At 68.4% G+C, this 21640-nt stretch carries 19 protein-coding genes; 12 read left to right on the top strand and 7 right to left on the bottom strand.

Annotated elements, in window-relative coordinates:
* The first annotated feature begins 300 nt into the window (after positions 1 to 300).
* The 4 genes from ACWGIC_RS33075 to ACWGIC_RS33090 all read left to right on the top strand — a co-directional run bounded on the left by ACWGIC_RS33075 (position 301) and on the right by ACWGIC_RS33090 (position 7691).
* A complete protein-coding gene (locus ACWGIC_RS33075; RefSeq protein ID WP_452079835.1) occupies positions 301 to 1014 on the top strand; it encodes a hypothetical protein in 714 nt (237 codons plus the stop codon).
* 335 nt (positions 1015 to 1349) lie between these two features.
* Positions 1350 to 2369, top strand: a complete 1020-nt coding sequence (locus ACWGIC_RS33080) for an SEFIR domain-containing protein (protein ID WP_452079836.1) — start codon at positions 1350 to 1352, stop codon at positions 2367 to 2369.
* Positions 2366 to 5476 carry a DEAD/DEAH box helicase gene (locus ACWGIC_RS33085; protein WP_452079837.1) on the top strand — a complete coding sequence of 1037 codons (3111 nt, stop codon included), beginning with the start codon at positions 2366 to 2368 and terminating at the stop codon, positions 5474 to 5476. The genes ACWGIC_RS33080 and ACWGIC_RS33085 overlap by 4 nt, the downstream gene beginning before the upstream one ends.
* 40 nt (positions 5477 to 5516) lie before the next feature.
* The gene (locus tag ACWGIC_RS33090) at positions 5517 to 7691 is read left to right on the top strand and encodes a tetratricopeptide repeat protein (protein WP_452079838.1); all 2175 of its coding nucleotides are present in this window, start codon (positions 5517 to 5519) and stop codon (positions 7689 to 7691) included.
* Between the two features lie 50 nt (positions 7692 to 7741).
* Here ACWGIC_RS33090 and ACWGIC_RS33095 read toward each other — a convergent pair whose 3' ends face one another.
* Positions 7742 to 8977 (bottom strand): FAD-binding protein, encoded by a 1236-nt coding sequence (locus ACWGIC_RS33095; protein ID WP_452079839.1) that lies wholly within the window; start codon positions 8975 to 8977, stop codon positions 7742 to 7744.
* A gap of 65 nt (positions 8978 to 9042) precedes the next feature.
* Here ACWGIC_RS33095 and ACWGIC_RS33100 point away from each other — a divergent pair, with 65 nt between their 5' ends.
* Positions 9043 to 9900 (top strand): NAD(+)/NADH kinase, encoded by an 858-nt coding sequence (locus ACWGIC_RS33100; protein WP_452079840.1) that lies wholly within the window; start codon positions 9043 to 9045, stop codon positions 9898 to 9900.
* 94 nt (positions 9901 to 9994) lie between these two features.
* On the opposite strand, the gene ACWGIC_RS33105 is transcribed toward ACWGIC_RS33100, so the two are convergent.
* Positions 9995 to 10411 (bottom strand): hypothetical protein, encoded by a 417-nt coding sequence (locus ACWGIC_RS33105; RefSeq protein ID WP_452079841.1) that lies wholly within the window; start codon positions 10409 to 10411, stop codon positions 9995 to 9997.
* On the opposite strand from ACWGIC_RS33105, the gene ACWGIC_RS33110 reads away from it, so the two are divergent.
* From ACWGIC_RS33110 to ACWGIC_RS33135, 6 genes are all read left to right on the top strand, one after another.
* Positions 10404 to 10715: a hypothetical protein gene (locus ACWGIC_RS33110; RefSeq protein ID WP_452079842.1), complete on the top strand. Its 312-nt coding sequence runs from the start codon at positions 10404 to 10406 to the stop codon at positions 10713 to 10715. The genes ACWGIC_RS33105 and ACWGIC_RS33110 overlap by 8 nt on opposite strands.
* 109 nt (positions 10716 to 10824) lie before the next feature.
* On the top strand, positions 10825 to 12138 hold the full coding sequence (locus ACWGIC_RS33115; protein WP_452079843.1) for a M14 family zinc carboxypeptidase: 1314 nt from the start codon (positions 10825 to 10827) through the stop codon (positions 12136 to 12138).
* Between the two features lie 70 nt (positions 12139 to 12208).
* Complete coding sequence (locus ACWGIC_RS33120) at positions 12209 to 12451, top strand: hypothetical protein (RefSeq protein WP_452079844.1); 243 nt, start codon at positions 12209 to 12211, stop codon at positions 12449 to 12451.
* Between the two features lie 10 nt (positions 12452 to 12461).
* Positions 12462 to 12629, top strand: a complete 168-nt coding sequence (locus ACWGIC_RS33125; RefSeq protein WP_452079845.1) for a hypothetical protein — start codon at positions 12462 to 12464, stop codon at positions 12627 to 12629.
* A 141-nt stretch (positions 12630 to 12770) separates the two neighbouring features.
* Positions 12771 to 14129: an MFS transporter gene (locus ACWGIC_RS33130; RefSeq protein ID WP_452079846.1), complete on the top strand. Its 1359-nt coding sequence runs from the start codon at positions 12771 to 12773 to the stop codon at positions 14127 to 14129.
* Positions 14126 to 14584, top strand: coding sequence for a MarR family winged helix-turn-helix transcriptional regulator (locus ACWGIC_RS33135; protein WP_452079847.1), 459 nt, complete (start codon positions 14126 to 14128; stop codon positions 14582 to 14584). The genes ACWGIC_RS33130 and ACWGIC_RS33135 overlap by 4 nt, the downstream gene beginning before the upstream one ends.
* Positions 14585 to 14794: 210 nt before the next feature.
* Here ACWGIC_RS33135 and ACWGIC_RS33140 read toward each other — a convergent pair whose 3' ends face one another.
* From ACWGIC_RS33140 to ACWGIC_RS33155, 4 genes are read right to left on the bottom strand one after another with little or no spacing between them, the layout of a single operon-like run.
* A complete protein-coding gene (locus ACWGIC_RS33140; RefSeq protein ID WP_452079848.1) occupies positions 14795 to 15652 on the bottom strand; it encodes an LLM class flavin-dependent oxidoreductase in 858 nt (285 codons plus the stop codon).
* A 32-nt stretch (positions 15653 to 15684) separates the two neighbouring features.
* On the bottom strand, positions 15685 to 17277 hold the full coding sequence (locus tag ACWGIC_RS33145; RefSeq protein WP_452079849.1) for an amidohydrolase: 1593 nt from the start codon (positions 17275 to 17277) through the stop codon (positions 15685 to 15687).
* Positions 17274 to 18338, bottom strand: a complete 1065-nt coding sequence (locus tag ACWGIC_RS33150) for a C45 family autoproteolytic acyltransferase/hydolase (RefSeq protein WP_452079850.1) — start codon at positions 18336 to 18338, stop codon at positions 17274 to 17276. Before ACWGIC_RS33150 ends, ACWGIC_RS33145 begins: the two co-directional genes overlap by 4 nt.
* Before the next feature lie 19 nt (positions 18339 to 18357).
* The gene (locus tag ACWGIC_RS33155) at positions 18358 to 19794 is read right to left on the bottom strand and encodes a purine-cytosine permease family protein (protein WP_452079851.1); all 1437 of its coding nucleotides are present in this window, start codon (positions 19792 to 19794) and stop codon (positions 18358 to 18360) included.
* A gap of 118 nt (positions 19795 to 19912) precedes the next feature.
* Between ACWGIC_RS33155 and ACWGIC_RS33160 the strand changes: the two genes are divergently transcribed.
* Positions 19913 to 20935: a LacI family DNA-binding transcriptional regulator gene (locus ACWGIC_RS33160; RefSeq protein ID WP_452079852.1), complete on the top strand. Its 1023-nt coding sequence runs from the start codon at positions 19913 to 19915 to the stop codon at positions 20933 to 20935.
* Between the two features lie 23 nt (positions 20936 to 20958).
* Here ACWGIC_RS33160 and ACWGIC_RS33165 read toward each other — a convergent pair whose 3' ends face one another.
* Positions 20959 to 21378, bottom strand: coding sequence for a DoxX family protein (locus ACWGIC_RS33165; RefSeq protein WP_452079853.1), 420 nt, complete (start codon positions 21376 to 21378; stop codon positions 20959 to 20961).
* Positions 21379 to 21640 lie beyond the last annotated feature (262 nt).

A 21640-nucleotide genomic window follows, 5' to 3' on the forward strand; every position in this document is an offset into this window, starting at 1 on the left:
AGTTCATGCGGACCAACGCAGGCTGCGAGCGAGGTTCCGATTGTCGCGAGGTCGTCACCGGTTCAGGTCTCGGAGCCCAACGACACGGTCAACACCGCCTCGAATGGATGAATTTAGGGGCGGAAGCGCGAAAACGATCATGCGAGGAAAGTCTCTGACATGCGGCTTCCCGAGTTCGGAGTTTGCACGTTTTTTCGCTGAGAATGCAAAACGCCTGAGGGTATTGACGGCCGGAAACCAGCCCGGCATTGTCTTGCCGTGTCGATCGTGGATCGCCCGTAACGGGGAGCGTGATGCCTGATGTCGCTTAGTCAATTAGAGGTTCTGAATCGGCGTTTCGAGGAATTCGTCGATGCTGATACGTTGCCCGCGCTGGATGCCTGGGCGCTCGGCGTCGAAAGCGAGCAACAGTGGCTGCGCGGCGGCGAAGTGAGGGACCTCCTTGCCGACCGGTCGACCGAGCAGTCGGCCCGGGACGCTGTCTGGGGCGAGCTTGTCCGGCGCGTCCAGCGGGAGAAGGAGCCGTGGCAGACCTATGCGATCGGACTGATGGTGCCGGCCTTGCGCCGGGTGACGTGGCGAATCTTGAACAAGCGAAGCGGTGACCGGTCGGAAGTGGAGTCGGCCGCGGTTGTCGGGCTCGTCGAGGCGCTCGGTGCGGCTGACCCGACCCGCAGAAGGCTGGCGTGGAGCCTGCAGGAGGCGGCGTATCAACGTGCGTCCGGAGTGGACGGCGATCGGGCTTCTGTGTCACGACCTGAGTTCTCGGGCGCCGACCTGCTGCGCCAAGTGCCAGTGGTGGCGCCGGCAGGACATGTGGATCTTGTCCTGGCGCGGGCCGTCCGAGCGGGTGCGGTAACCGACGTCGAGGCGGACATCTTCGTCGCGACCCGGTTCGAGGACGTGACCTTGGAGGCGGTGGCCGAGCGGCTGCGGCTTCCCTACCCCGAATGCGCCTTCCGCCTTCAGAGTGCGGAGAGGGAATTATTGTCATTCATCCGTTCAGGTGAGTAGCCGGAACTTTCTGTGTAATTTTTCGTCCAGGAACGAAAAGGTGTTTCCCCGTCCTGAGGGGTTCGCTTCCCTGCTGATGCCGCGACGTTGACGGCTCAGGGGTGAATGCTCTATCAATTTCGTCGAGGAGGTACTGCGTGTCGTCTCACGCGGAATCGTGGTCGATGTCCGAATGTTCTGAGATCGAGCTTTTGCAGGTCGACGACGGTGCTCGATGGCTTGAAGCGGAACCGCGGGGGCTCGTGGTAGGAGCCGTGCGGCTCGGTGGATGGCAGGTGTATCCGGTCGCTGCCGGTCCGGAACCTACGGTCGGTCGCGACTGCTACCTGATCCGAATGAACTACGAGGTCGCGGTCGACCGCAACCTCGCCCCGATTCCGTGGCTGGAAGTGGCATTCGCCTTTGCCGCTGGGGAAGACGCGGGCGGCGCGACAGTGCTCGATGCGGTGCCGCACGCGGTCGAGGCACAGCAGGACGCTGCCTCGTACGTGGTCAATCGCTATCTCAATCTCGCGCCTGCGTCAGGGAACGTCGGCGACGTGCACCTGCCCCCGATGGCGCCGAAGGTGGACGTGTTCGGGATCGGCGGGCCGACGGTGCGCTGGCGGCATGTCCCGGCAGGAGGTATGCGCCCGGGTTCTCATGTCGCTTTCGTGGTCCTGGCCGTACCCCGAGGCAGCCGGACGCTGCACGTGGAGGCCGGCTCGCGATTCGATACTCTGCCCGTGGACGGCGAAGACTACCGTCCGGCTGCTCGCGCTGTGCGGTTCAACCTCGCGCTCGGTTCCGCGCAGGCGGAATTCGAGGCGAGGGAGGCAGGTCTGTTGCCTCCCTCGCCTCCGGGCGCTGGTCGGAGGCCGGAAGGGACGTCCGGGATTCCCCGCGTCTTCGTCTGCTACGCCCACGACGACCACGAACATGTCGAGTGCACCCGTGATTTCGCGCGATTCCTGGTCGACTTGAGCCTTGACGTGCACATGGACTTCTGGGATCTCGGCGAACGCAAAGACTGGTCGCTGTGGGCCCTGCGCGAGATCACGGCGGCGGATTTCGTTCTCGTGGTGGCCTCGCCGATGTGCAAGGCCGTCGGGGACGGAACCGTTGACGGGCCCCATCATCGCGGCATGCAGTCCGAACTCGCCTTATTGCGGGAGCTGGTGCACAGTGACCGGCTGACGTGGACGCCGAAAGTGCTGCCGGTCGTCCTGCCCGGAGGCTCAGCCGAGAACATTCCTGCCTTCCTACAGCCAAGCACCGCTGATCACTATGTCCTGCCAGCGTTCACGCTCTACGCGGTCCGCGAACTCCTGGGAGCGATGGGCTACCGGCCAGCCCGCCTCGGAGCAGGCTTGTGAGCGTACGGAGCGATTTCCATGGTCTTTTCGTCGGGGTCGACGGCTTCGCCACGTCGGCGATCCGACCCCTGCGTTTCGCTAAAGCCGACGCGCGGAAGCTGGAGGCGTTGTTCAGGGACAACCTCGGTTCTGATACTCGTGAGCTTTGCGACGCGGCGGCGACCCGGGCAGCGTTCGTGTCGGAGCTGGAACAGCTGGCCCGCCGCAGCCGCCCCAGCGATGTCGTCGTGATCAGCTACTCCGGCCACGGCAGCCAGACGCACGAGCTGGCCACTTACGACACGGATCCGGCTGATCTGGCCGGCACTGGGCTGTCGCTCGACGAGCTGGTGAAGCTGACGGAGCAGATCCCGGCTCGGGTCATGCTGGTCGTGCTCGACTGCTGCTTCTCCGGTGCGGCGGCGGCGAAGGTGATCCCTACGCCACACATGCCCCGGGGCGGGCCGGGGATGCCCCGGTCTGTCGAGGCGGTTCTCGCCGAGGTATCCGGGGCGGGCAGGGTGTACATCACGGCTGCCGGAGCCGATCAGGAAGCTCGGGAAGATTCGCGGCACGGCCACGGTGTTCTCACCCATTTCGTGCTGCAGGCGCTGATGGGTGCCGAGGAAGTCGTCGAGAACGGCCGAGTTTCGCTCCTGCGGATGTTCTCGTTTGTACAGGACAGAGTCGCTGCTGCGGCGTCCTCGTCGCGACGCTCGCCGCAGACGCCGACATTGCGGGGGAAGATCGACGGGAGAACGTCGCTGCCGGTTTTGCGGCCGCGGGCGCACTACCGCGCACTCGACGGCCGGCATCGCCCGCCGGATGCCACTGCGGACCTGACCAGCCTGCGTGCGCACGGCATCGACGACGACGCTGTGCTGGCCGGTTTGGCCCGCGAGATCGGTTCTCTCAATGAGTTGCAAGTAGCAGTGGTCAACAAATACGGGCTGCTGGTCCGCGAGGACGTTGTCGTTTGCGCGCCGACCGCGGCAGGGAAGACCGTGCTGGGCGTTCTTGCCGCCGATGCCGCAGTACATCGCGGCCGCCGGGCTGTCTTCCTGTTGCCGACCCGCGCGTTGGTCGACGAGCTTTACACGCGGTTGACCCGGATACACGAAGCCGCCGGGATCCGGACGCTCCGGCTGACGGGCGACACGAACGATCACGTGCCGGCTTTCCTCCGCGGCGACTACGGACTGGCAGTGCTCACCTACGAGAAGTACCTGGGTCTCGTGCTCCGGCAGCCTTCGGTCGTCGAACAGGCCGGAGTTCTCGTAGTGGACGAGATCCAGGCGATCGCCGATCCCAGGAGGGGGTGGGTGCTGGAGTTTATCTTGACCGCGGTCCTGACCGGCAAGGCGCGCCGGGACATCCAGATCGTGGGCCTTTCCGCGGTTTTGGGCGGGCTTGGCCACGTCGACACGTGGCTTGGCGCGGAGTCCTTGGCAGACACGGCGAGGCCGGTTCCTCTTGAAGAAGGCGTCCTGGACCCAAGCGGGTTGTTGCGTTCTCTTGGCGAGGGCGGGGTGGAAACGACAGTTCCGTTCATCCCGGCGACGGAAGAATCTCAGCTCGTTGCCGTAGTGCGGAGACTGGTCGAGTCAGGTGAGCGAGTGCTCGTGTTCTGTAACACGCGCGCGAGGGCCGAACGCGGTGCGCTGGAGCTAGCGGAAACACTCGGCCTTCCGGAAGCGACCCGTGCGCTTGCCGGATTGGAACCAGACGACGCCGGAGCCACGGTGGCTCGGTTGCGACAATGCCTTTCCGGAGGAACGGCATTTCACACCGCAGACATGACTGCTGCCGAACGCGCGCTGGTCGCGGAACACTTCCTGGCTGGCACTGAGGTGCGTGTGCTCGTCGCGACGAGCACGCTAGCCCAAGGGGTGAACCTTCCTGCCGACACTGTTGTTCTGAGCGAACTCGAATACCGAGGCCCCGGTGGCGAAGTGCAGCCGTATTCCGTGGCGGATTACAAGAACATGGCTGGCCGGGCCGGGCGTACCGGGTTCGCTGACCGGGGGCGTTCGATCATTCTGGCCGATAGCGCGCTGGACGCGCGAACGAAATGGGATCGCTATGTGCGCGCGGTTCCGGAGGTCCTCCGTTCTTCCCTGCTCGGCGAACGCAGTGATCCCAGAAGCGTGGTGCTGATGGCGTGCGCGATCGCGGGAGCCGGATCGAAAAGCGTCCACACCGGGCAGGTGGTTTCTTTCCTGGCCTCGACCTTCGTGGCGCATCAGAGCCGGATGGACGGCAGGCCGGATCCGTACCCTTCCGAAGAGATCGAGACGACCTTGTCGGACTTGGTCCAGTCCGGATTGCTTCGCCGGGAAGCCGCCGGTTACGCGCAGACTCAGCTGGGCGAGATCGCTGTACGCGGCGCGTTGTCGATGGATTCGGTGCTCCGGGTCACCGAGGCATTCGCGGAGCTCGCACCGGGACAACTGAACCGTATGACGATCATCGCGATAGCTCAGCTCACTACGGAACTCGAAGAAATCGGCATTCCGGTCAGCTTCCGCCAGCGTCGGCCCGAGCAAGAGGATTTCGAGCAGGTGATGCGGGCACAGCGCCTTGCCGACCCGGTCTTTCGCAGGCTTCGGTCGGGGTCGAACCAGGGCAAGGCGACGGCTCGCCTCAAGCGGGCGTTCGCAGTCGTGGCCTGGAGCCGCGGGATGCCGCTCGCGGATATCGAAGAACAACTCGCCCGGCATTTGCCCCGTGATTACCGGGCTAGGGCCATCATTCCGGTCCGGAGAGCAGTGAACCGGACTGCGGATGTCGTGGACGCGATCTTCGACATCGCGCGGTTTGTCCACCCGTCGGCCGAGTTCGGCTCGCTGGCGGCGTCGCTGCCTCAGCAACTCGCCCTGGGCGTGAGGACCGGTCTCGTGCCGGTCGCGATCGCGGCCAAGGGGACTTTCGGCCGGGAGACCTTCTGCTCGCTCATCCGCGCTGGCATCGCCAATGGCGACGATCTTCTCGCTGCTGGTGACGATGTGCTGCTCGGTTGCCTGGCCGGGGATCGAGGGCGAATGGCATTGCTGCGCCGAATCGCCGCGGCTGCTGGCGAGGACGAGACGGCGACCGTGGGCCTGGAACTCGACGAACCTTGTGATTGAAAGCAATTCAGGAAAAAAACCGATGATTCAAGGAGCGCACATGCACCCGTTCGGCACTGAGCTGAGGCGCCGCCGCGACGAGAATGACTTGCCGCTGCGAGTAGTAGCGAAGGCGCTGGGCTGCAGCGTCCCGAAGCTGAGCCGCATCGAGACGGGGAAGGTCCGCCCCAAACACAAGCTTGTGCTGGAAGCGGACAAGTATTTCCAAGCGAACGGGGCGCTGGTCGGACTGGCGCAAGCGGATTCCGCATGCCCTCGGTCCCCTGGGATTCCCTGGGGGCTTCCCGACAAACCGCGGCATTTCGTCGGCCGGGAACGCGAACTCGCCGACGTGGTCTCGGCCTTGCTCGAACCCTGGCCGGCGACGGTGGTCGTGGGCGGGATCGCCGGTGCGGGGAAGACGGGGCTGGCTGTCGTGTCGGCGATGGCTGCCCTGCACACCTATCCGGACGGCTGCGTAATGTTCGATTTCCAGGGCTACACTGTGGGCAGCCCGGGGTTGACCGAAGCGGACGGTCTTGAACGCCTGATCCGCGTAGTCGCCCCGGACACGGACATCCCTCCGGATCGGGACAGCCGGATCACCTTGCTGCGCACCGTTCTCGCTGGACGCCGGATGCTGTTCGTCTTCGACAACGTACGCTCGGCGAGCCAAATCCGTTCTCTGCTTCCCTCCGAACCGAAGTGCGGAGTGGTGATCACCAGCCGAACCCGGTTGAACGCGCTCGACGACGCGCTGCGCATCGACCTCGGAGTGCTGGAGAAAGCGGAGGCTGCGGACTTGTTCCGGTTGGTCTCGGGCGACGCCGCGGTGCCGGATCCAGACGTCCATGACATCGTGGCGTCGTGCGGGTGCCTTCCTCTTGCTGTTCGCATTGTGGCCGCTCGCTATGGCGCCGGAGGAGTCACCTCGGCGGAACTCCGAGCGCAACTGTCTTCGGAGACGAGTCGCTTTGCCACTCTTGAAGACGAGGAGCGGAGCGTCGCCGGCGCCCTGTCGCTCTCGTGCTCGAGGCTGCGGCCCGACGAACAGCGCCTCCTCGCACAGTTGGCGGTACATCCCGGCGGGCGGGCTGAAGTAGCGTTCGTCGCTGCCATGGCCGGCCTCGACCGGTTGACAACGCTGTGCCTGCTGGATCGGCTCCACCACGCCTACCTTGTCGAACGCCGGTCAGCGGACGACGTCGAACTGCACGACCTGGTGCGAGCGCTCGTTTCCGGAAACGAGGCTTTCAGACTGGACGAAGCGGGCCGCAGCGCCGCGCTTTGCCGGCTGCTGGACTACGTCGTGCCGGTGACCGCAGAGGCGGACGCACTCATCGAACCTGGCCGATTTCACATCGACGTGCCTAGGTGCGAGGAAACCGCGTTCACAGACAGCGGGCAGGCCTTGGCGTGGTTCCGCAAGCGGTGGTCGGCTCTCGCGTCGCTGTGCGAACTGGCCGACGAGGTAGGGCGCCCACGCGATTGCTGGCGTCTTGCTCATCTATTGCGGGCCTTCTTCAGCCGGGAGAAGCTGCTCGAGCCGTGGATCCGGAATCATCAGCGTGCGCTCGCCGCGGCGGAACGGGAAGACGAGACTCGTATCGTGGCGATGATCGAGAACAACCTCGGAATGGCATATCAGGAACGTGGAGAACTGCCGGAGGCGGAGCGGAGCCACGGACGCGCCGCGGAACTCTTCGCTGCGCTCGGTGACGAATACGGAGAGACGGACTCGCGTGCGAGTCTTGCCTGGGTCCAGTTGTACCGGGGAGAACCGGCCGAGGCGCTGGCCGGGCTGGGCAAAGCGGCAGAGGTCTACCGCAGGGCCGGTCGATCACGCAACGAGGTCATTACGCTGCGCGGAATGGCGATGGCGGCGACTGCGTTGAACAGGGACTTCGAAGCCTTGGAATACGCGCGGCAGGCGTACGAACTGGCGGGTTCGCCGCGCGAGGTGTTGTTGGCGGTGAATTGCTTAGGCTGGGTTTGCTACCGCGCTGCCATCCACGGCGAAGCCCGGACCTGGTATGACAAGGCGGTGGATCTTGCGCGGCACGAGAATGAACTTGCCGAGCTTGCGAGGGCGCTTGTGGGCTTGGGCAACGTCGCGGCGGAACAGGGCGAGCTGGCCGTGGCGGGCGAGCGGTGGGCAGCCGCCGACCAGATGCCGGTGCAGCTCAACCCGGTCATCGTTGGCGAGTTGGTCGCTCGCCAGCGGCTGACGTCATGAGCGGGCTGTACCTGGTCGGCCCGGATGCGCGGTTCGTCGGCCGATGTTGACTAACGAAGCAGATGCTGCTCCAGGAACGGGTTCCGGAACTTCCCGTCCGGATCCAGTTCAGCGGCAAGCTCCCGGAACTGCCGCACCCCTTGATGGTCCAAATCCACCGCCGCGCCATGGAACAGTTTCCCCCAATGCGCGCGCACCCCGAACGGAGCTAGCTTCTCCTCGATCAACGGCAGCACAGCTTCCACCTCCGGCTGCCGCTGCTGCCAGGTGAAATGTACCGCCACCTGATCGCCGCCGTATGCCGGGCTCAGCCAGTGTTCATCGCCTGCGACAGTGCGAATTTCCGAAACCACCAGCAGCGGTGCGATCCGGTCGCTGATGCCGCGCAAGGCCTCGAACGCCGCGGCCGCGTGTTCGCGGGGCACGAAGTACTCGCTCTGCAATTCCGCCCCGACGCTCGGCGCGAATTCCAAACGGAAATGCGGCAGCCGGTCGTGCCACGGTCCGGGAATCCCGCCTTGCACCGTGGTGTTCTCCGCCGAAATGCCCGCCGCGTGGGCGGGGTGGCGCGGGCCGTCGGCGGGAAGGGCGCCGAACAGCGAATCGGGGATCTCGGCGGGGACGCGGTTTTTGAGCAGGACCTGATCGACTACGTCCCGCGCCCAGTTCGTGAACAGGCTGACGCTGTAACCCGCCGCCTGGATTTCGTCGAAGTGGTCCAGGGCGGCCGACCACGGGAGGGCGTCGAAAACGTCTTGGCGCACCAGGAAAGTCGGCTCGAGGTCGAGGGCGAGCCGGGTGAGGATGCCGAGTGCGCCGACATTCACCACCACTCCGGGAAACTCGGCGTCGGCGCGGGAAAAGGTGCGCAGGGAGCCGTCGGCGGTGAGGAGGTCGAAGGAAGACACTGCTGAGGCCAGGCCGGGCAGCCGCTGTCCGGAGCCGTGGGTGCCGGTCGCGACGCTGCCCGCGATAGTGATGTGGGGGAGGGATGCCAAGTTGGCCAAGGCGTACCCGGCCGCGTGCACCTGTGCGACCACGTCGCCGTAGCGGGTCGCGCCGCCGACGGTGAGCGTCGCGGCGTTGATTTCGGGTGCGTTGCCGACGGCGGAGAGATCGAGCTGGAGGCCGTCCGGGCTGTCGGCGACGGTGTTGAAGCTGTGCCGGCTGCCGAGGGCTTTCACCCGGGCCGCGCTGGCGACGAGTTCCTGCGCTTCGGAAAGGGTGCGCGGGGCGACGATCTCGCGCGCGCGGTAGGTGAGATTGCCAGCCCAGTTTTCGATCACGAACGCCGAGCCTAACCGGCCGGGGCGCGGCAGACTGGGGACAGGCCGAGGCGAGGAGACCCGACATGCATTCCGCTGGACTCGTGCTGCACCCGCGCCGCGACTCGAAAGCCGCGGTCGACGCGGTGCTGGGCTGGGCCGCCGTCCGCGGGATCGAGATCCTCGGCATCGTGGACGAGATCGCGCGGGTCGATTGCTCGGCCACCGGCGTCCAGCCCGCTGAGCTGGGCAAACGGTCGGATCTGGTGGTCAGCCTCGGCGGCGACGGCACCATGCTGCGCGCGATGCGGCTCGCCGACGGGCAGCACGCGCCGGTGCTCGGCGTCAACCTCGGGAAGCTCGGCTTCCTCGCTGAGGTCGACGTGCCGGACCTGCCGCTCGCGCTGTCCGCCATCGACCGGGAGGAATTCACCGTCGAGCCTCGGCTGGCGGTGGACGCGCGGTTCGGCGGCCGGACCGAGACCGCGTTCAACGACGTCGCGGTGGTGCGGGTGCCCGGCGACGGGAGCGCTGTGGTCGCGGTGCTGGTGAGCGGCGAACAGTTCGTGAGCTACGCGGCCGACGCGGTCGTGGTCGCGACGCCGACCGGGTCCACCGCGTACAGCTTCTCTGCGGGCGGGCCGATCACGAGCCCGGCTGTCGAAGCGTTGCTGGTCACGCCCGCAGCGCCGCATTCGGCGTACAGCCGCGGGGTCGTGCTGTCGGTGAACGACACCGTGACGCTGGAGGTGCTGCCTTCGAGCGGGCGGCTCGCGGTGGAGGTCGACGGCCAGGTCGCGGGCTACGTCGGGCCCGGCGAAACGATCGACCTGCACGCCCGGCCGGGCGCGGCCCGGGTGGTCCGGCTCGGCATGACGACGTTCTACCAGCGCGCCCGGCGCAAGCTGCGGCTCAGCGATTCGGCGGAGATTCCGCTGTCCTGAGCAGCCCGTGCGTTCGTCTGGTAATCGGGCGCTGACCTGCGGTGATTCCGGGTGGAGTGTGCCCGCTGTCACTTGTCGGTGACATTGCCGTGTCCTATTCGTAATGTCGTGGCGGCTTGGCGACCCGGATGAGGAGATGGTGGTGCGAGGTGTCCGGTAGACATCGGGACGGATCGAAATCGTGGCGGCTGCCGACCGCGGCGGGCGTGCTCGCCGTCGGCGCGCTGGCGGTGCCGGTCTGGCTGACCGCCAGCTCGGTCGAACCCCAGCAGTTCCCGGCCGCTGCCGCGGAGATGCACGCGTTCAGTGCGCCTCGGGCGTCGAGCAGCGTTCCGTCCACCACGTCCACTCCGCCGACGACGTCCTCGAGCGTCGCCCCGACGACGACGACGTCTTCGTCTTCGTCTTCGCCGACCAGCAAAACGACCTCGCGCACTCCGGAAACCCCGCCGGCGAAAGCGTGTTCGTCCACTTTGGCCGGTACGCAGCCCGCGGTGGCCCAGGTGGGCAACCACGTCAAGGAAAAGTTCTCGGTGGATACGGTCGGCGGCCGGGCCGGGAGGTCCGGGGCGAGCGACCATCCGGCTGGTCTCGCGCTTGACTTCATGGTCGACACGAAGACCGGAAACGCTGTGGCTGCTTACGTTCTCGCGCACCAGCACGAGTTCGGCGTGAAGTACGTGATCTGGCAGCAGCGCTACAACGACGGCAGCGGCTGGTCGGCGATGGAGGACCGCGGCGGCGAGACCGCGAACCACTACGACCACGTCCACGTTTCGTTCGAGCGCGGCGCGAAGGTTTCGGTCACCTGCTGACACCCGACTTTCGAAGGTGGGCCGGGTTCGTCCGGAAGAGCACACTATGCGCTGCCGATTGGTCACCGTCCGCACGTGGTGACCTTCCCTTGCTGCGTGAGGAGCTTCGATGGCGGGCAAGTTCTCGATCCGGCTCACTCTCAGCGTCGTAGGAGCGCTCGCTGTTCTCGGCGGCTCCGCGACCGCCACAGCCGCTGCCGCGCCGGACGACCCGGTCTCGTGGCGCGTGCCCGCTACGCCCGCTGAAGCGGCGGCCTTGGCTCGCGCCGGGTTCGACGTCGCGGAGTCGGATCAAGGCGTGGCGTACGTGGTCGGGAACCAGGCGGTCGCGAAGCAGTTGCGCGATCGCGGCTATGCGCCGGAATTCTTCGACACTGTCTACAAGGGAGTGACGACCCGCGCGGCGGCCGACACGTACTACGGCGGCTACCGGACCGTCGCGGCGCACGAGGCCCACCTGGCGAAAGTGGCGGCGGCGCACCCGGATCTCGCGACCGAGTACACGATCGGCGAGTCGTGGCGGAAGACCCAGGGCAAGGGCGGCCACGACGTCAACGCGATCTGCCTGACCAAGAAAAAGGACGGCGACTGCACGCTGTCCACGACCTCGCCGAAGCCGAAATTCGTGCTGATGGCGCAGATCCACGCCCGCGAGATCGCGACCGGCGAACTCGCCTGGCGCTGGATCGACTACCTCGCCGACGGCTACGGCAAAGACGCCACCGCGACGTCCATTTTGGACAGCACCGAGGTGTGGGTGGTGCCGATCGCGAACCCGGACGGCGTCGACATCGTCGCCTCCGGCGGCAATTCGCCGAAACTGCAGCGCAAGAACGCGGACACCAGCAACGGCACCTGCGGCGGCACGAACAACGGCATCGACCTGAACCGCAACTCGACCTTCCGCTGGGGCGCGGACTCGAACTCGCCGTGCGCGGAGACCTACCAGGGGCCGAGCGCCGGTTCGGAACCGGAAGTCCAGGCGCTGGAAAAGCTGTTCCGCTCGATCATCCCCGAACAGCGCGGCAGCGACGACAACGACCCGGCTCCCGACACCGCCCGCGGCACGATGATCACGCTGCACAGCTACGGCAACGACATCATCGTCCCGTGGGGCTTCACCTCCGACCCCGCGCCGAACGACGCCGCGCTGCGCAAGCTCGGCGCGAAATTCAGCGAGTCGAACGGATATCTGGTCGGGACCAACACGGAAACCGTCGGCTATTCGACCAGCGGGACCACCGACGATTTCACCTACGGTGCGCTCGGGGCCGCGAGCTTCACGTTCGAGGTCGGCGGGCAGAGCGGAAGCTGTGGCGGGTTCCTGCCGCGGTATTCGTGCGTGGACAGCACTTTCTGGCCGAAGAACAAGGGCGCGCTGATCACGGCGGCGAAGTCGGCGGCGGCTCCGTATCAGCAGTGAGGTGCGGCAAACTCCGGTGGAGCCAGGCGGGTGACGCCTGGCTCCACCGCGTCGCCGGTAGCGTGTCCGGGTGGACTACCGGCAGTGGCGCGACGAAATGCGCCAGGCGATCGACCGTTATCTGCCGCGCATTCAAGCCGTCGTCGGCGATTTGCTCCGGCTTGAGCCGGACACGGTGACGGACGGGCCCGATTCGGCCGCGCTGCGGAGAGCCGAGGCGGCCGATCCGCCCTTGCCGCCGCCCGCTCTCCTGGGTGCTGGACAGTCCGCACCGCGGCGATATACCCGCTTGGGCGGCCGAAGTCACCGCTGAACGGCTTGCTGTGTTCGCCTCGGACGGCGGCGGACGCGTGTTCGCGTTCGGATGCGACGGCGAAGATGTGTCCGTCGGCGGCGTGGCGAATCAGGTCTACGACGGCTCGATCGACGCCATTGGGCCGGGCGAAGTCGCGGCGGACCTCCCCGACGACGAGAAAGCCGACATCCGGTAAGAGATCGCCACCTTCCGTTAACTCGGCAGACGACCTATCTCACGCTGTCAGTCAAGAGAACGCAACCCTCCTGGCCCTGACATATGTACGTACATCCCGTACAGTAGTTCTGTAACAGAACTAACTGAGCGGGAGGCGGCAGTGACGATCGGCCTGGAGCGGCCTCGGCCGGCGATCGTGCGGGAGCATCCGAAGGCCGGGTGGTTCGCCGTCGGCGCGGTGTGTTTCGGGGCGTTCATGGGGCAGCTCGACGCCAGCATCGTCACGCTCACGTTCCCCGCGCTGCAGCACGAGTACGAGGCTCCGCTGGCCGCCGTCCAGTGGGTGTCGCTGGCCTACCTGCTCGCGCTGGTGGGGTTGCTGGCCGCGGTCGGGCGGGTCGCCGACGCGGTCGGGCGGAAGCTCACCTACGTGCAGGGTTTCGGCGTGTTCACCGTGGCGTCCGTCGCGTGCGGGCTGGCGCCGTCGCTCGGCTGGCTGGTCGCGTTCCGGGTGGTGCAGGCGATCGGCGCGGCGATGTTGCAAGCCAACAGCGTCGCGCTGGTGGTGCGCAGCGTGCGCGAGGACCGGGCACGCGCCGCGCTGGGGGTGCAGGCGGCGGCGCAGGCGCTGGGGCTCGCACTCGGGCCCGCGGTCGGCGGGCTGCTGGTCGACACCGTCGGCTGGCGGTGGGTTTTCCTGGTCAACGCGCCGGTCGGCCTGGCCGGGCTGATCGCCGGACGGTACCTGCTGCCGCGCACTCGCGAACGCACGCCGCTGGGCCGGTTCGACGGGGCGGGCGTCGGACTGCTGGCGACCGCGTCGACGGCGTTGCTGCTGGTGATTTCCGGAGTGTCCGGGCTGGACCTGCCGGGGTGGCTGCTCGGCGCGCTGGCCGGGGCGGCGGTGTGCGCGGCGATCGGGTTCGTGCTGCGGGAAAAGGCCGCGAGCAGCCCGATTCTGCAGCTGTCGGTGCTGCGGCCGCCGGTGGTGTCGCTGGGGCTGGCCGGTGCGCTGTGCGGCTACCTCGTGCTGTTCGGGCCGTTGACGTTGCTGCCGCAGGTGCTCGGCACGGCGGGCGGGACCGGCGCGGTGCTGACCTGTCTTCCCGCCGGGTTCGCGGTGGCGGCGGTGCTGGCCGACCGGGTGCTGCCGAAGCGGCTCGGCTCCCGGGGGCGCACTGTGCTGGGCGCGCTCGTCGCGGCGGCCGGATGCGCGGCGCTGGGCCCGGCGTCCGCTCCGTGGGAGGTGGGCGTGTCGCTGGTGGCGGCCGGGCTCGGTCTGGGAGTGTTCATTCCAGCCAACAACTCGGCTGTCATGAGCGCGATCCCGGCGCGGATGTCGGCCACCGGAGGAGGACTGGTGAACATGGCGCGCGGACTGGGGACGGCGCTGGGCGTGGCGCTGGTGACCCTGTGCCTGCACACGGGCGGGGAAACGGCCGCGCTGGCGGTGCTGGCCGGGGCTGGCGTCCTGGCCGCGGCGACCGGGCTGGCGTCGCGCCCGGAGCCGGTGCGGTGACCGCGCCCGAACCCGCGCTCGCCGACGTCGTCGCACGGCTCCGGCGCGCCATGCGGCGGGCCGCGCGCACTGCCGACCCGGACAACACGTTGTCGGTCGCGCAGCTGGAATTGCTGTCCTGCCTCTTCGAAAACCCCGGTGCGCGGCCGAGCCGGATCGCGCAGTTGCTGAAGCTCGCGCCGAATTCGGTGACCACGATGGTCACTGGGTTGCGTTCGCGCGACCTCGTCACCCGCACCAGCGGCGGCGACGACCGGCGGACGGTCGCGCTCGAACTCACCGACACCGGCCGCGCCGCGGTCGAGCGGTGGCAGGGGCACAACGCGGCGATCCTGGCCGCGGCGCTGGAGGGGGTGCATCCGGCGTGGCGGCATTTGATCGCGGCCGCAGTGCCCGCGCTGAATGAGCTGGTGGGGGCGATCGACGCGTTGGCGGAGTCCGGTCAGCCGCAGTGAGCTGACGGGCGCGGTGCCGCGATCGTGGCGGCGGCTTCGGTTGAGGTGCGTTCGGCGACGCGGTGTTCGATCGCGGCTGCGGCGCCTGGGCGAGTGCGCCGAGGTGCTGGGGGCTTCGGGCTGAACCGGCTTCCCGTTGGCGAGCGATGGTCTCGCGCCGAGAGGCCGTGGCGGTGGACGGAGTCCGGACAGCCGCACCGCCCCGGGCGACTACAGCGCTGGCGGCCCGGCCTCGACCCGCCGCAGCACGGGTTCCAGCTTGTCCTCCTCGGGGCTCCCGAACGGCAGGCTTTCCTCCCACCACGTGACCCCGGCCTCGGCGAACGGTTCGACGAGGCCGCGCGCCTTGGCCGGGTCGGCAGGGCTCGTCCCGCCGAACACCACGTCGAACGGTGCGTCGGTGTCCCGCTCACGCCGGATGTAGGCGACCAGGTCCCGTACTTCCGCCACGTCCGGCAGGCCCGTGTGACCGACGGATTCGAAGATCGGCACCACTCCGTCCCAGCGGGCCGCGCGGCGCATCGGGCGGCGGTTGGGCCACCGGCCCGCCACCCAGACCGGCGGGCGCGGACGCTGCACCGGCGCGGGCAGCAGTGTCACGTCGCGGACCGTGAAATGCTTGCCGGAGAACGTCACCGGTTCGCCGGTCCAGAAGCGGGCGATCAGGTCGACGCCCTCGTCCAGCTTCTCGGCGATCACCTTCGGGTCGGCGGATTCGCCGAAGTCGCCGAACTCCGCCTCCAGCGGCGCGCCCAGCCCGACGCCGAGCACCATCCGGCCGCCGGAGAGGTGGTCCAAAGTGGACACCACGCGGGCGAGCTGCTGCGGGCGGCGGCGCGCGACGGGCGTGACCATGGGGCCGAGCCGGATCCGGCTGGTGGCGAGCGCGGCGGCGGCGAGCAGGATCCACGGATCGCCGAAGAGGCGGCCGGGACGTTTGTCCAGCACCACGTGGTCCCAGACGAACAGGCCGTCCCAGCCTGCCTCTTCCGCTGCCGAGGCGACCTTGGCGACCGCGCGCGGGTCAGCGAAATCGCCGAAGTTCGGGATGCAGACCGAGAAACGCATGGCTGTCACCCTGCCGAGCCCCTGCGAACGCGTCAAACGGATTTACCCGCCACGAAGGTCTTCCGCACCTGGGCACGCAGCAGCACGTCCGGCGCTTCGGCAAACGGATCGACGTCCAGCACGACGAAATCCGCGGCCAGACCTGGCGCGAGCTGTCCGGTCAGTCCGTCCCACCGGCACGCATACGCGGCGTCGCGGGTGCCGTGCGCGAGGGCTTCGGCCAGGGGCAGGGCGTATTCCGGCAGGTTGGGTTCGAGCCGCGGACACCGCGCGGACCGGCGGGTCGTCGCGACGTACATGTTCGGCAGCGGCGGATGCGGCGCGGTCGGGGCGTCGGAACCGAACGCGAGGACCGCTCCGGCGGCGGTGAATTCCGGCCACGGAAATCCACGCTGCACCCGGTCGTCGCCCAGTTTCGCGCGCCAGTTCTCCTGGATCGCCGGGTCGGCGTGCACCGGTTGCATCGACGCGACAGCACCGAGTCCGGCCAGCCGCTTGACGTTTTCCGCGGTCACGGTCTCCAGGTGTTCGAGGCGATGCCGCCGGTCGCGCGGTCCGTTCACCTCGATCGCGTGCTCCAGCGCCGACAGCGCGATGTCCGACGCTTCGTCGCCGATGGCGTGCATCGCGACCTGCAGGCCCGCCGCGTCCGCCGCGGCGACGACTGGGGCCAGCGCTTCCGGCGGCCACAACGGTCCAGGGTGGCTGCCGTCCGCGAAAGGCTTTTTCATGGCGGCGGTGCAGGTGTCGATGACTCCGTCGACCATCAGCTTGATCCCGGCCACCCGGAGCCACGGCCCGGACAGCCGCGCGCTCAGCTCCGCCGCGCGTTCGACCTGCCGGAGATCGTCCCGGGTGTTTCCGGTGCGCTCGATCAGCCAATGCGCCGCGACCCGCAACGGAAGCCGTCCGTCTTCGAGAGCCCGTTCCAGTGCGGCGAGGTCGACCTCGGTGAGCGCCATGTCGACAACGGTCGTGACGCCGTCCGCGAGGTATTGCGAGAACGCCGACTCCAGCGCGCGGTCGCGGTCGGCGTCGCTGGTCTGTTCGTCGAGGAAGTGCCGCATCAGTTGCAGCGCAGCGGTTTCGTAGAGCATTCCGTCTGGTTCGCCCGACGCGTCGCGGCCGATGCGCCCGTCGAGGGGATCGGGGGTGTCGCGGTCGATGCCCAGCTCGCGCAGTGCGGCGCTGTTGACCCACGCGGAGTGGACGTCGTTCGCGGCGAGGTAGACCGGCCGGTCCGGGATCACCGCGTCGATCAGCTGGCGGTGCGGCGCTTGGCCGCCGAGGGCGTCGAAAAGCCAGCTGCGGCCGAGGATTCGCGGTGCCGTGGGGTCGTCGGCTGCGGCGCGGGCGAGGCGGTGCTGGATGTCCTCGGGGGAGGTGGCGGAGAACAGGTCGACTTGCTCCAGCGCTTCGCCCATCGAGACCAGGTGGGTGTGCGCGTCGACGAAACCGGGCAGCACGAACGCGCCGTCCAGTTCGACTACTTGTGCCTCGATCCGGTCGGCTTCCGCGGTGCTGCCTACGTATTCGATGGTCTCACCGCGCACGACCATGGATTCCGCCCAGCCGGACGCGCTCGCGGTGAAGATCCGGCCGCCGCGGTAATGCACTGCGGTCATCGGGCCACCACCGTCTCCGCCGCGGCGAACGTGCGCCATCCGGTCAAGGTGTTCGGGTTGCCCGCGTGCACTCGCACCGTTCGTGCTGCCGGTTCGAGGAGGACGGTCGCCAGCGTTGCCCAGTGGTCTCCGAACGCGGCGTCTGGATCGGGGACGCAGCACAGCTTCGGTTCGCCTGGGGCGGAACGAAGGAAGGCGACGAGGTCGACGGCGTGCGTGGGCGTCGGGTAATCCTGCAGGCGGGCGGTGACCAGTGCGTGCCGCAGCTGGGAATCCGGTTCGAAGAGCCCGCGTTTTTCGCGGGCGGCGGCGTGCGGGTCGAGAAAGTGGTTGGTGTGCACCAGGAATCCTGCTTCCGGGTCGAGGGTGGCTACTCCGGCGGGGCTCAGCTCGGCGCAGACCGCCGAGTCGGGGTCGAGCAGCGTGAAGGCGCCAGAAGTGTGGATCGGGGCGGTGCGCAGCAGGTCGAGAGCTTCGGCGGTGCTGCCTGCCTCGCCTAGGACGGCCGCGGCGAGCACGTGGACCGGAATGCCGGCGGCGGAATCGTCTTGGTGGCCGAGGATGTTGAAGAAGAGGCCGAGACCTGCGCTGTTGACGCCGATCTTGCCGAGGATGCCGTGCTCGGTGATTCCGGCGAAGGCGTGCCGCGTGCCGCGTACTTCCTGGGTGTGCCAGCACTCCGACAGTTCGCTGTGCCAGTCCCAGGTTTGGATGCCGAAGGGAGCGCTGGACCGGGGAGCGTGCACGAGGGTTGAGCACTCCGGCCGGGTGCGCGGGTCGGCGGCGATGATCTCGGTCCGTCCGTTGAGCGCTGCGGCTTGCCACAGCTCGATCCCGGCGCCTGCGGCGATGCCGGTGATTTCGTCGGCGCAGCGGCTCCGCCAAGCGGCGACGTTGTCCAGCAGCCGGAGCGCGTCGGTCCGGATTCGCTGTTCCGGGATGCCGAGGGTGTCGAACCAGCGCAGATACAGTTCCAGCGCATCGGTCAGGCCAGCGCGCAGCTGGGTGCCGCGCGAAACGCCGCGGGCGTGCGGGTCGGAGTCGTTGACGATCAGGTGCATTCCATTCCTTGCGATCGAGTCAGGCGGTGGCGCGGGGGCGGCCGGTGAGCAGGTAGACGACGGCGGCGAGCAGCATTCCGGCCGGCAGCGAGAAGTCGATCCCGCCGGCCGCGCTCGCGGCGAATCCGGTGTACATCCCGGGAACGGAAAGGCAGGAAGCCGAGGCGGCCGCGCCGAGGACGAGGGCGGCGATTCCGGGCCAGTGCACCCCGCCGACGTACCAGAACGGCCCGCCGCGGCGTTCGTCGGCGAGCGCGTGCCCGTCGTAGCGGTTGCGGCGGAGGAGAAGGTCGGTCACGTAGATCGCCATCATCGGGCCGAGCACGACGACCATCAGCTGCATCATGTCGTTGACTGCCTTGAGGAAGTCCGACACGAGCAAGGCGTACAGGGTCAGCAGCACTCCGGCTGTGCCGTCCAGCAGGACGCTTCGGGAACGGCGCAGGCGGACGCCGATCGCCTGCAGCGCGAGGCCGGAGCTGTACACGGTCATCGCGTTGTTGGCGATCGCGCCGAGGATCACCGCGATCAGGAAGATCGGGGTAAACCAGGGCGGCAGAACGGATTCCAGTGCGGTTTGCGGGTCGCTCATGTCCAAAGTGGTCGCGGCGAACGCGCCGAGCGCGGTGAACACGACACTCGGCAGGAAGGCTCCGGCGGCGGTCCAGGCGGCGACGGCGAACGGTTTGGTGTCGCGCGGAAGATACCGCGCGAAGTCCGCACTGTTGTTGTAGGACAACGAGGCGGACGCGACCAGCGCCACGCCGCCGGCCAGCGCCGCCCACAGCACGACCCCGTGCAGCGGCGTCGCGGGCTGGTAGCTCCACGCGGTGTGCCGGATCAGGAATCCGCCCAGCACCAGGAAAACCGCGGTCGTCACGATGGCCAGCGGCAGGTAGAGGCGCACGATCACGGAGTGGCCGTAGACGCTGATCGCCAGCGTCGCGGCGGCGAGCGCGACGATCACGAGGACCTTGCCCAGGGTGTTCAGCTCGATGCCCAGCCGCGAGCACAGGCTGAACGCGGTGACCGAGGCCGCCGACCAGCTCAGCGCCACGTAGCAGACCGAAACGAGCCAGCCGTTCAGCCCGATCACGAAGCGGTTGCCGCGGGTGCCGAACATCGCCCGCATGATGACCTCGCTCGGCGCTCCCGCCGCCGGGCCGCTGACCGCGACGAGGCCGACCAGCGCCCAGCACAGGTTGCCCACGAGGATCACCGCGAGCGCCTGCGGCAGGCTCAGCCCGCTGAGCACCAGCGCGCCGCCGACCACCAGGCTGAGGTAGCTGACGTTGGGCGCGGCCCACACTCCGAACAGGTCGCGGGCCCGGCCGTGCCGTTCGTCGTCGCCGATGACGTCGATGCCGTGGGCTTCCACCCGGGGGCCGCGCCCGGACCGGGCCGGGGGCGGCGCGGACGTGCCGGGAGACACGGGCGGGGTGGCGGGAGCGGTCATGGCGAACCTCCGGACCGGGGAAGTGACCCGGGCCACGGTAAGGACCCAAATCGATTTGGGCAATGGCCGTTCCGATCGGTGTGCCAAAACGATTTGGGCCAGGTTAGGATCCTGCGCCATGGCCGGGAAACGAACGCGGGCGACCATCAAGGACGTGGCCCGCCGCGCCGGGGTTTCGGCGACGACGGTGTCGCACGCTTTCAGCGGGAACGGGACGGTCGCGCCCGGCACCGCCGAACAGGTGCGGGAGGCGGCGCGCGAGCTGGGCTACCGGCCGGACGCGATCGCGCGCGGGCTGCGGTCCAGCAGGCTCGGAGTGCTCGGGCTCGTGGTGCGGCCGCTCGACCCGCTGGACACGGCGTTCCTGGAAGGCGTCGACTATTTCCTGCGGTTCGCCGGATCCGCCGCGCTGGCCGCGGTGGAACGCGGGTACGGGCTGATGCTGGTGCCCGATCCGGCGCGCGCGGACGCGTCGGCGGTCGGGCTCGCCTGCGACGGATTCCTGATCACCGAACCGGTCGAGAACGATCCCCTGATCACCATGCTGACGCGGGATTGCGTGCCGTTTCTCGGCGTCGGCCGGGATCCGCTGCGTCCGGCGTCGGAGGATTATCTCGACCTCGCCACGAAAACGGTCGTCACCGAAGTGCTCGACCATTTGGCCGCGGCGGGCGGGAAACGGGTCGCGGTGGTGCTGGGCACCGACCCCAACGAATGGAACCGGGACGCCGAAACCGCTTACCTGGATTGGGCGGCGGCGCGCGGACAGGAACCGCTGGTGGTGTCCCGTGCGGAGGTCACCGGTGAAGAAGGCGGGCGGGCGGCGGGAGAGGAATTGTTCGGGCTGGCCGCTCCGCCGGACGCGGTGTACTGCCAGACCGGGCGGCACGCGGCCGGAGTGCTGGCCGCCGCGCAAGCGCGGGGACTCGCGGTGCCGGAAGAGGTGCTCATCGCGGGCGGTTCGGATTCCGAGCAGACCCGGTCGGCTGTTCCGCCGATCACTTCAGTGGACTTGCGTCCAGTCCAATTGGCTCGCACCGCGGTCGCGGTGCTCGCCGATCGCATTGAGGGAGTTGAACAACCGCTCGCCCCCGGGCCGGCGGAATACGAACTGGTGGTGCGCGGATCGACCCGGAGGTGAGCGGTTTCGAGCAGTTTTGAGCGTCAGGCGTGCGGGGCCGCGCCGACGCGCGAGTCCCTCGGCCGCAGCGCCCCGCTGAGCGCGAGCCTGCCGGGGCCGGTGAACGCGAGCAGCAGCAGCGCCCAGCAGAACATCACGGCCGCCTCTCCGCCGTTCTCGATCGGGAAAAGTCCTTGCGGCGCATGGACGGAGAAGTAGGCGTAGGCCATCGACCCGGACCCGACCAGCGCCGCGACCCGGGTCGCGACGCCGAGCAGGACCAGCCCGCCGACGACGAGCTGGATGAGCGCGGCCCACCAGCCCGGCCAGGAGCCCACCTGCACTGTTCCGTGCGAGCCGAGCACTCCGAACAGTGATTTCGCGCCGTGGCAGGCGAAGAGGAACCCGACGACGATGCGGAACAAACCGAGCGCGTAATCCTGTGCCGCGTCCAGCCGGTGCATGTTGCCTCCACATAGGACGACTCGGGCGGACGGCGCGTCCCGTTCGGGCGCCGGACCTGTCCGCAGAGTGGTCCAGACCTTTCCTGGACCGGTGTCAGGTATACCGGTGACCGGAGTCTCGGCGATACCTGCGAAAGTCAGGTTCCGCCCGATCTGCCCGGTGTGGTAACGGCGGGTGGACGGTGGTGCGTCCGGTTCGGGGAAGGGGCGGGTCCGTTGGGGGGAACGGGGTTCCGGCGTCCGGCGGGCCGGGCTGGTCTGG

This window comes from Amycolatopsis sp. NPDC054798, from assembly GCF_053611505.1.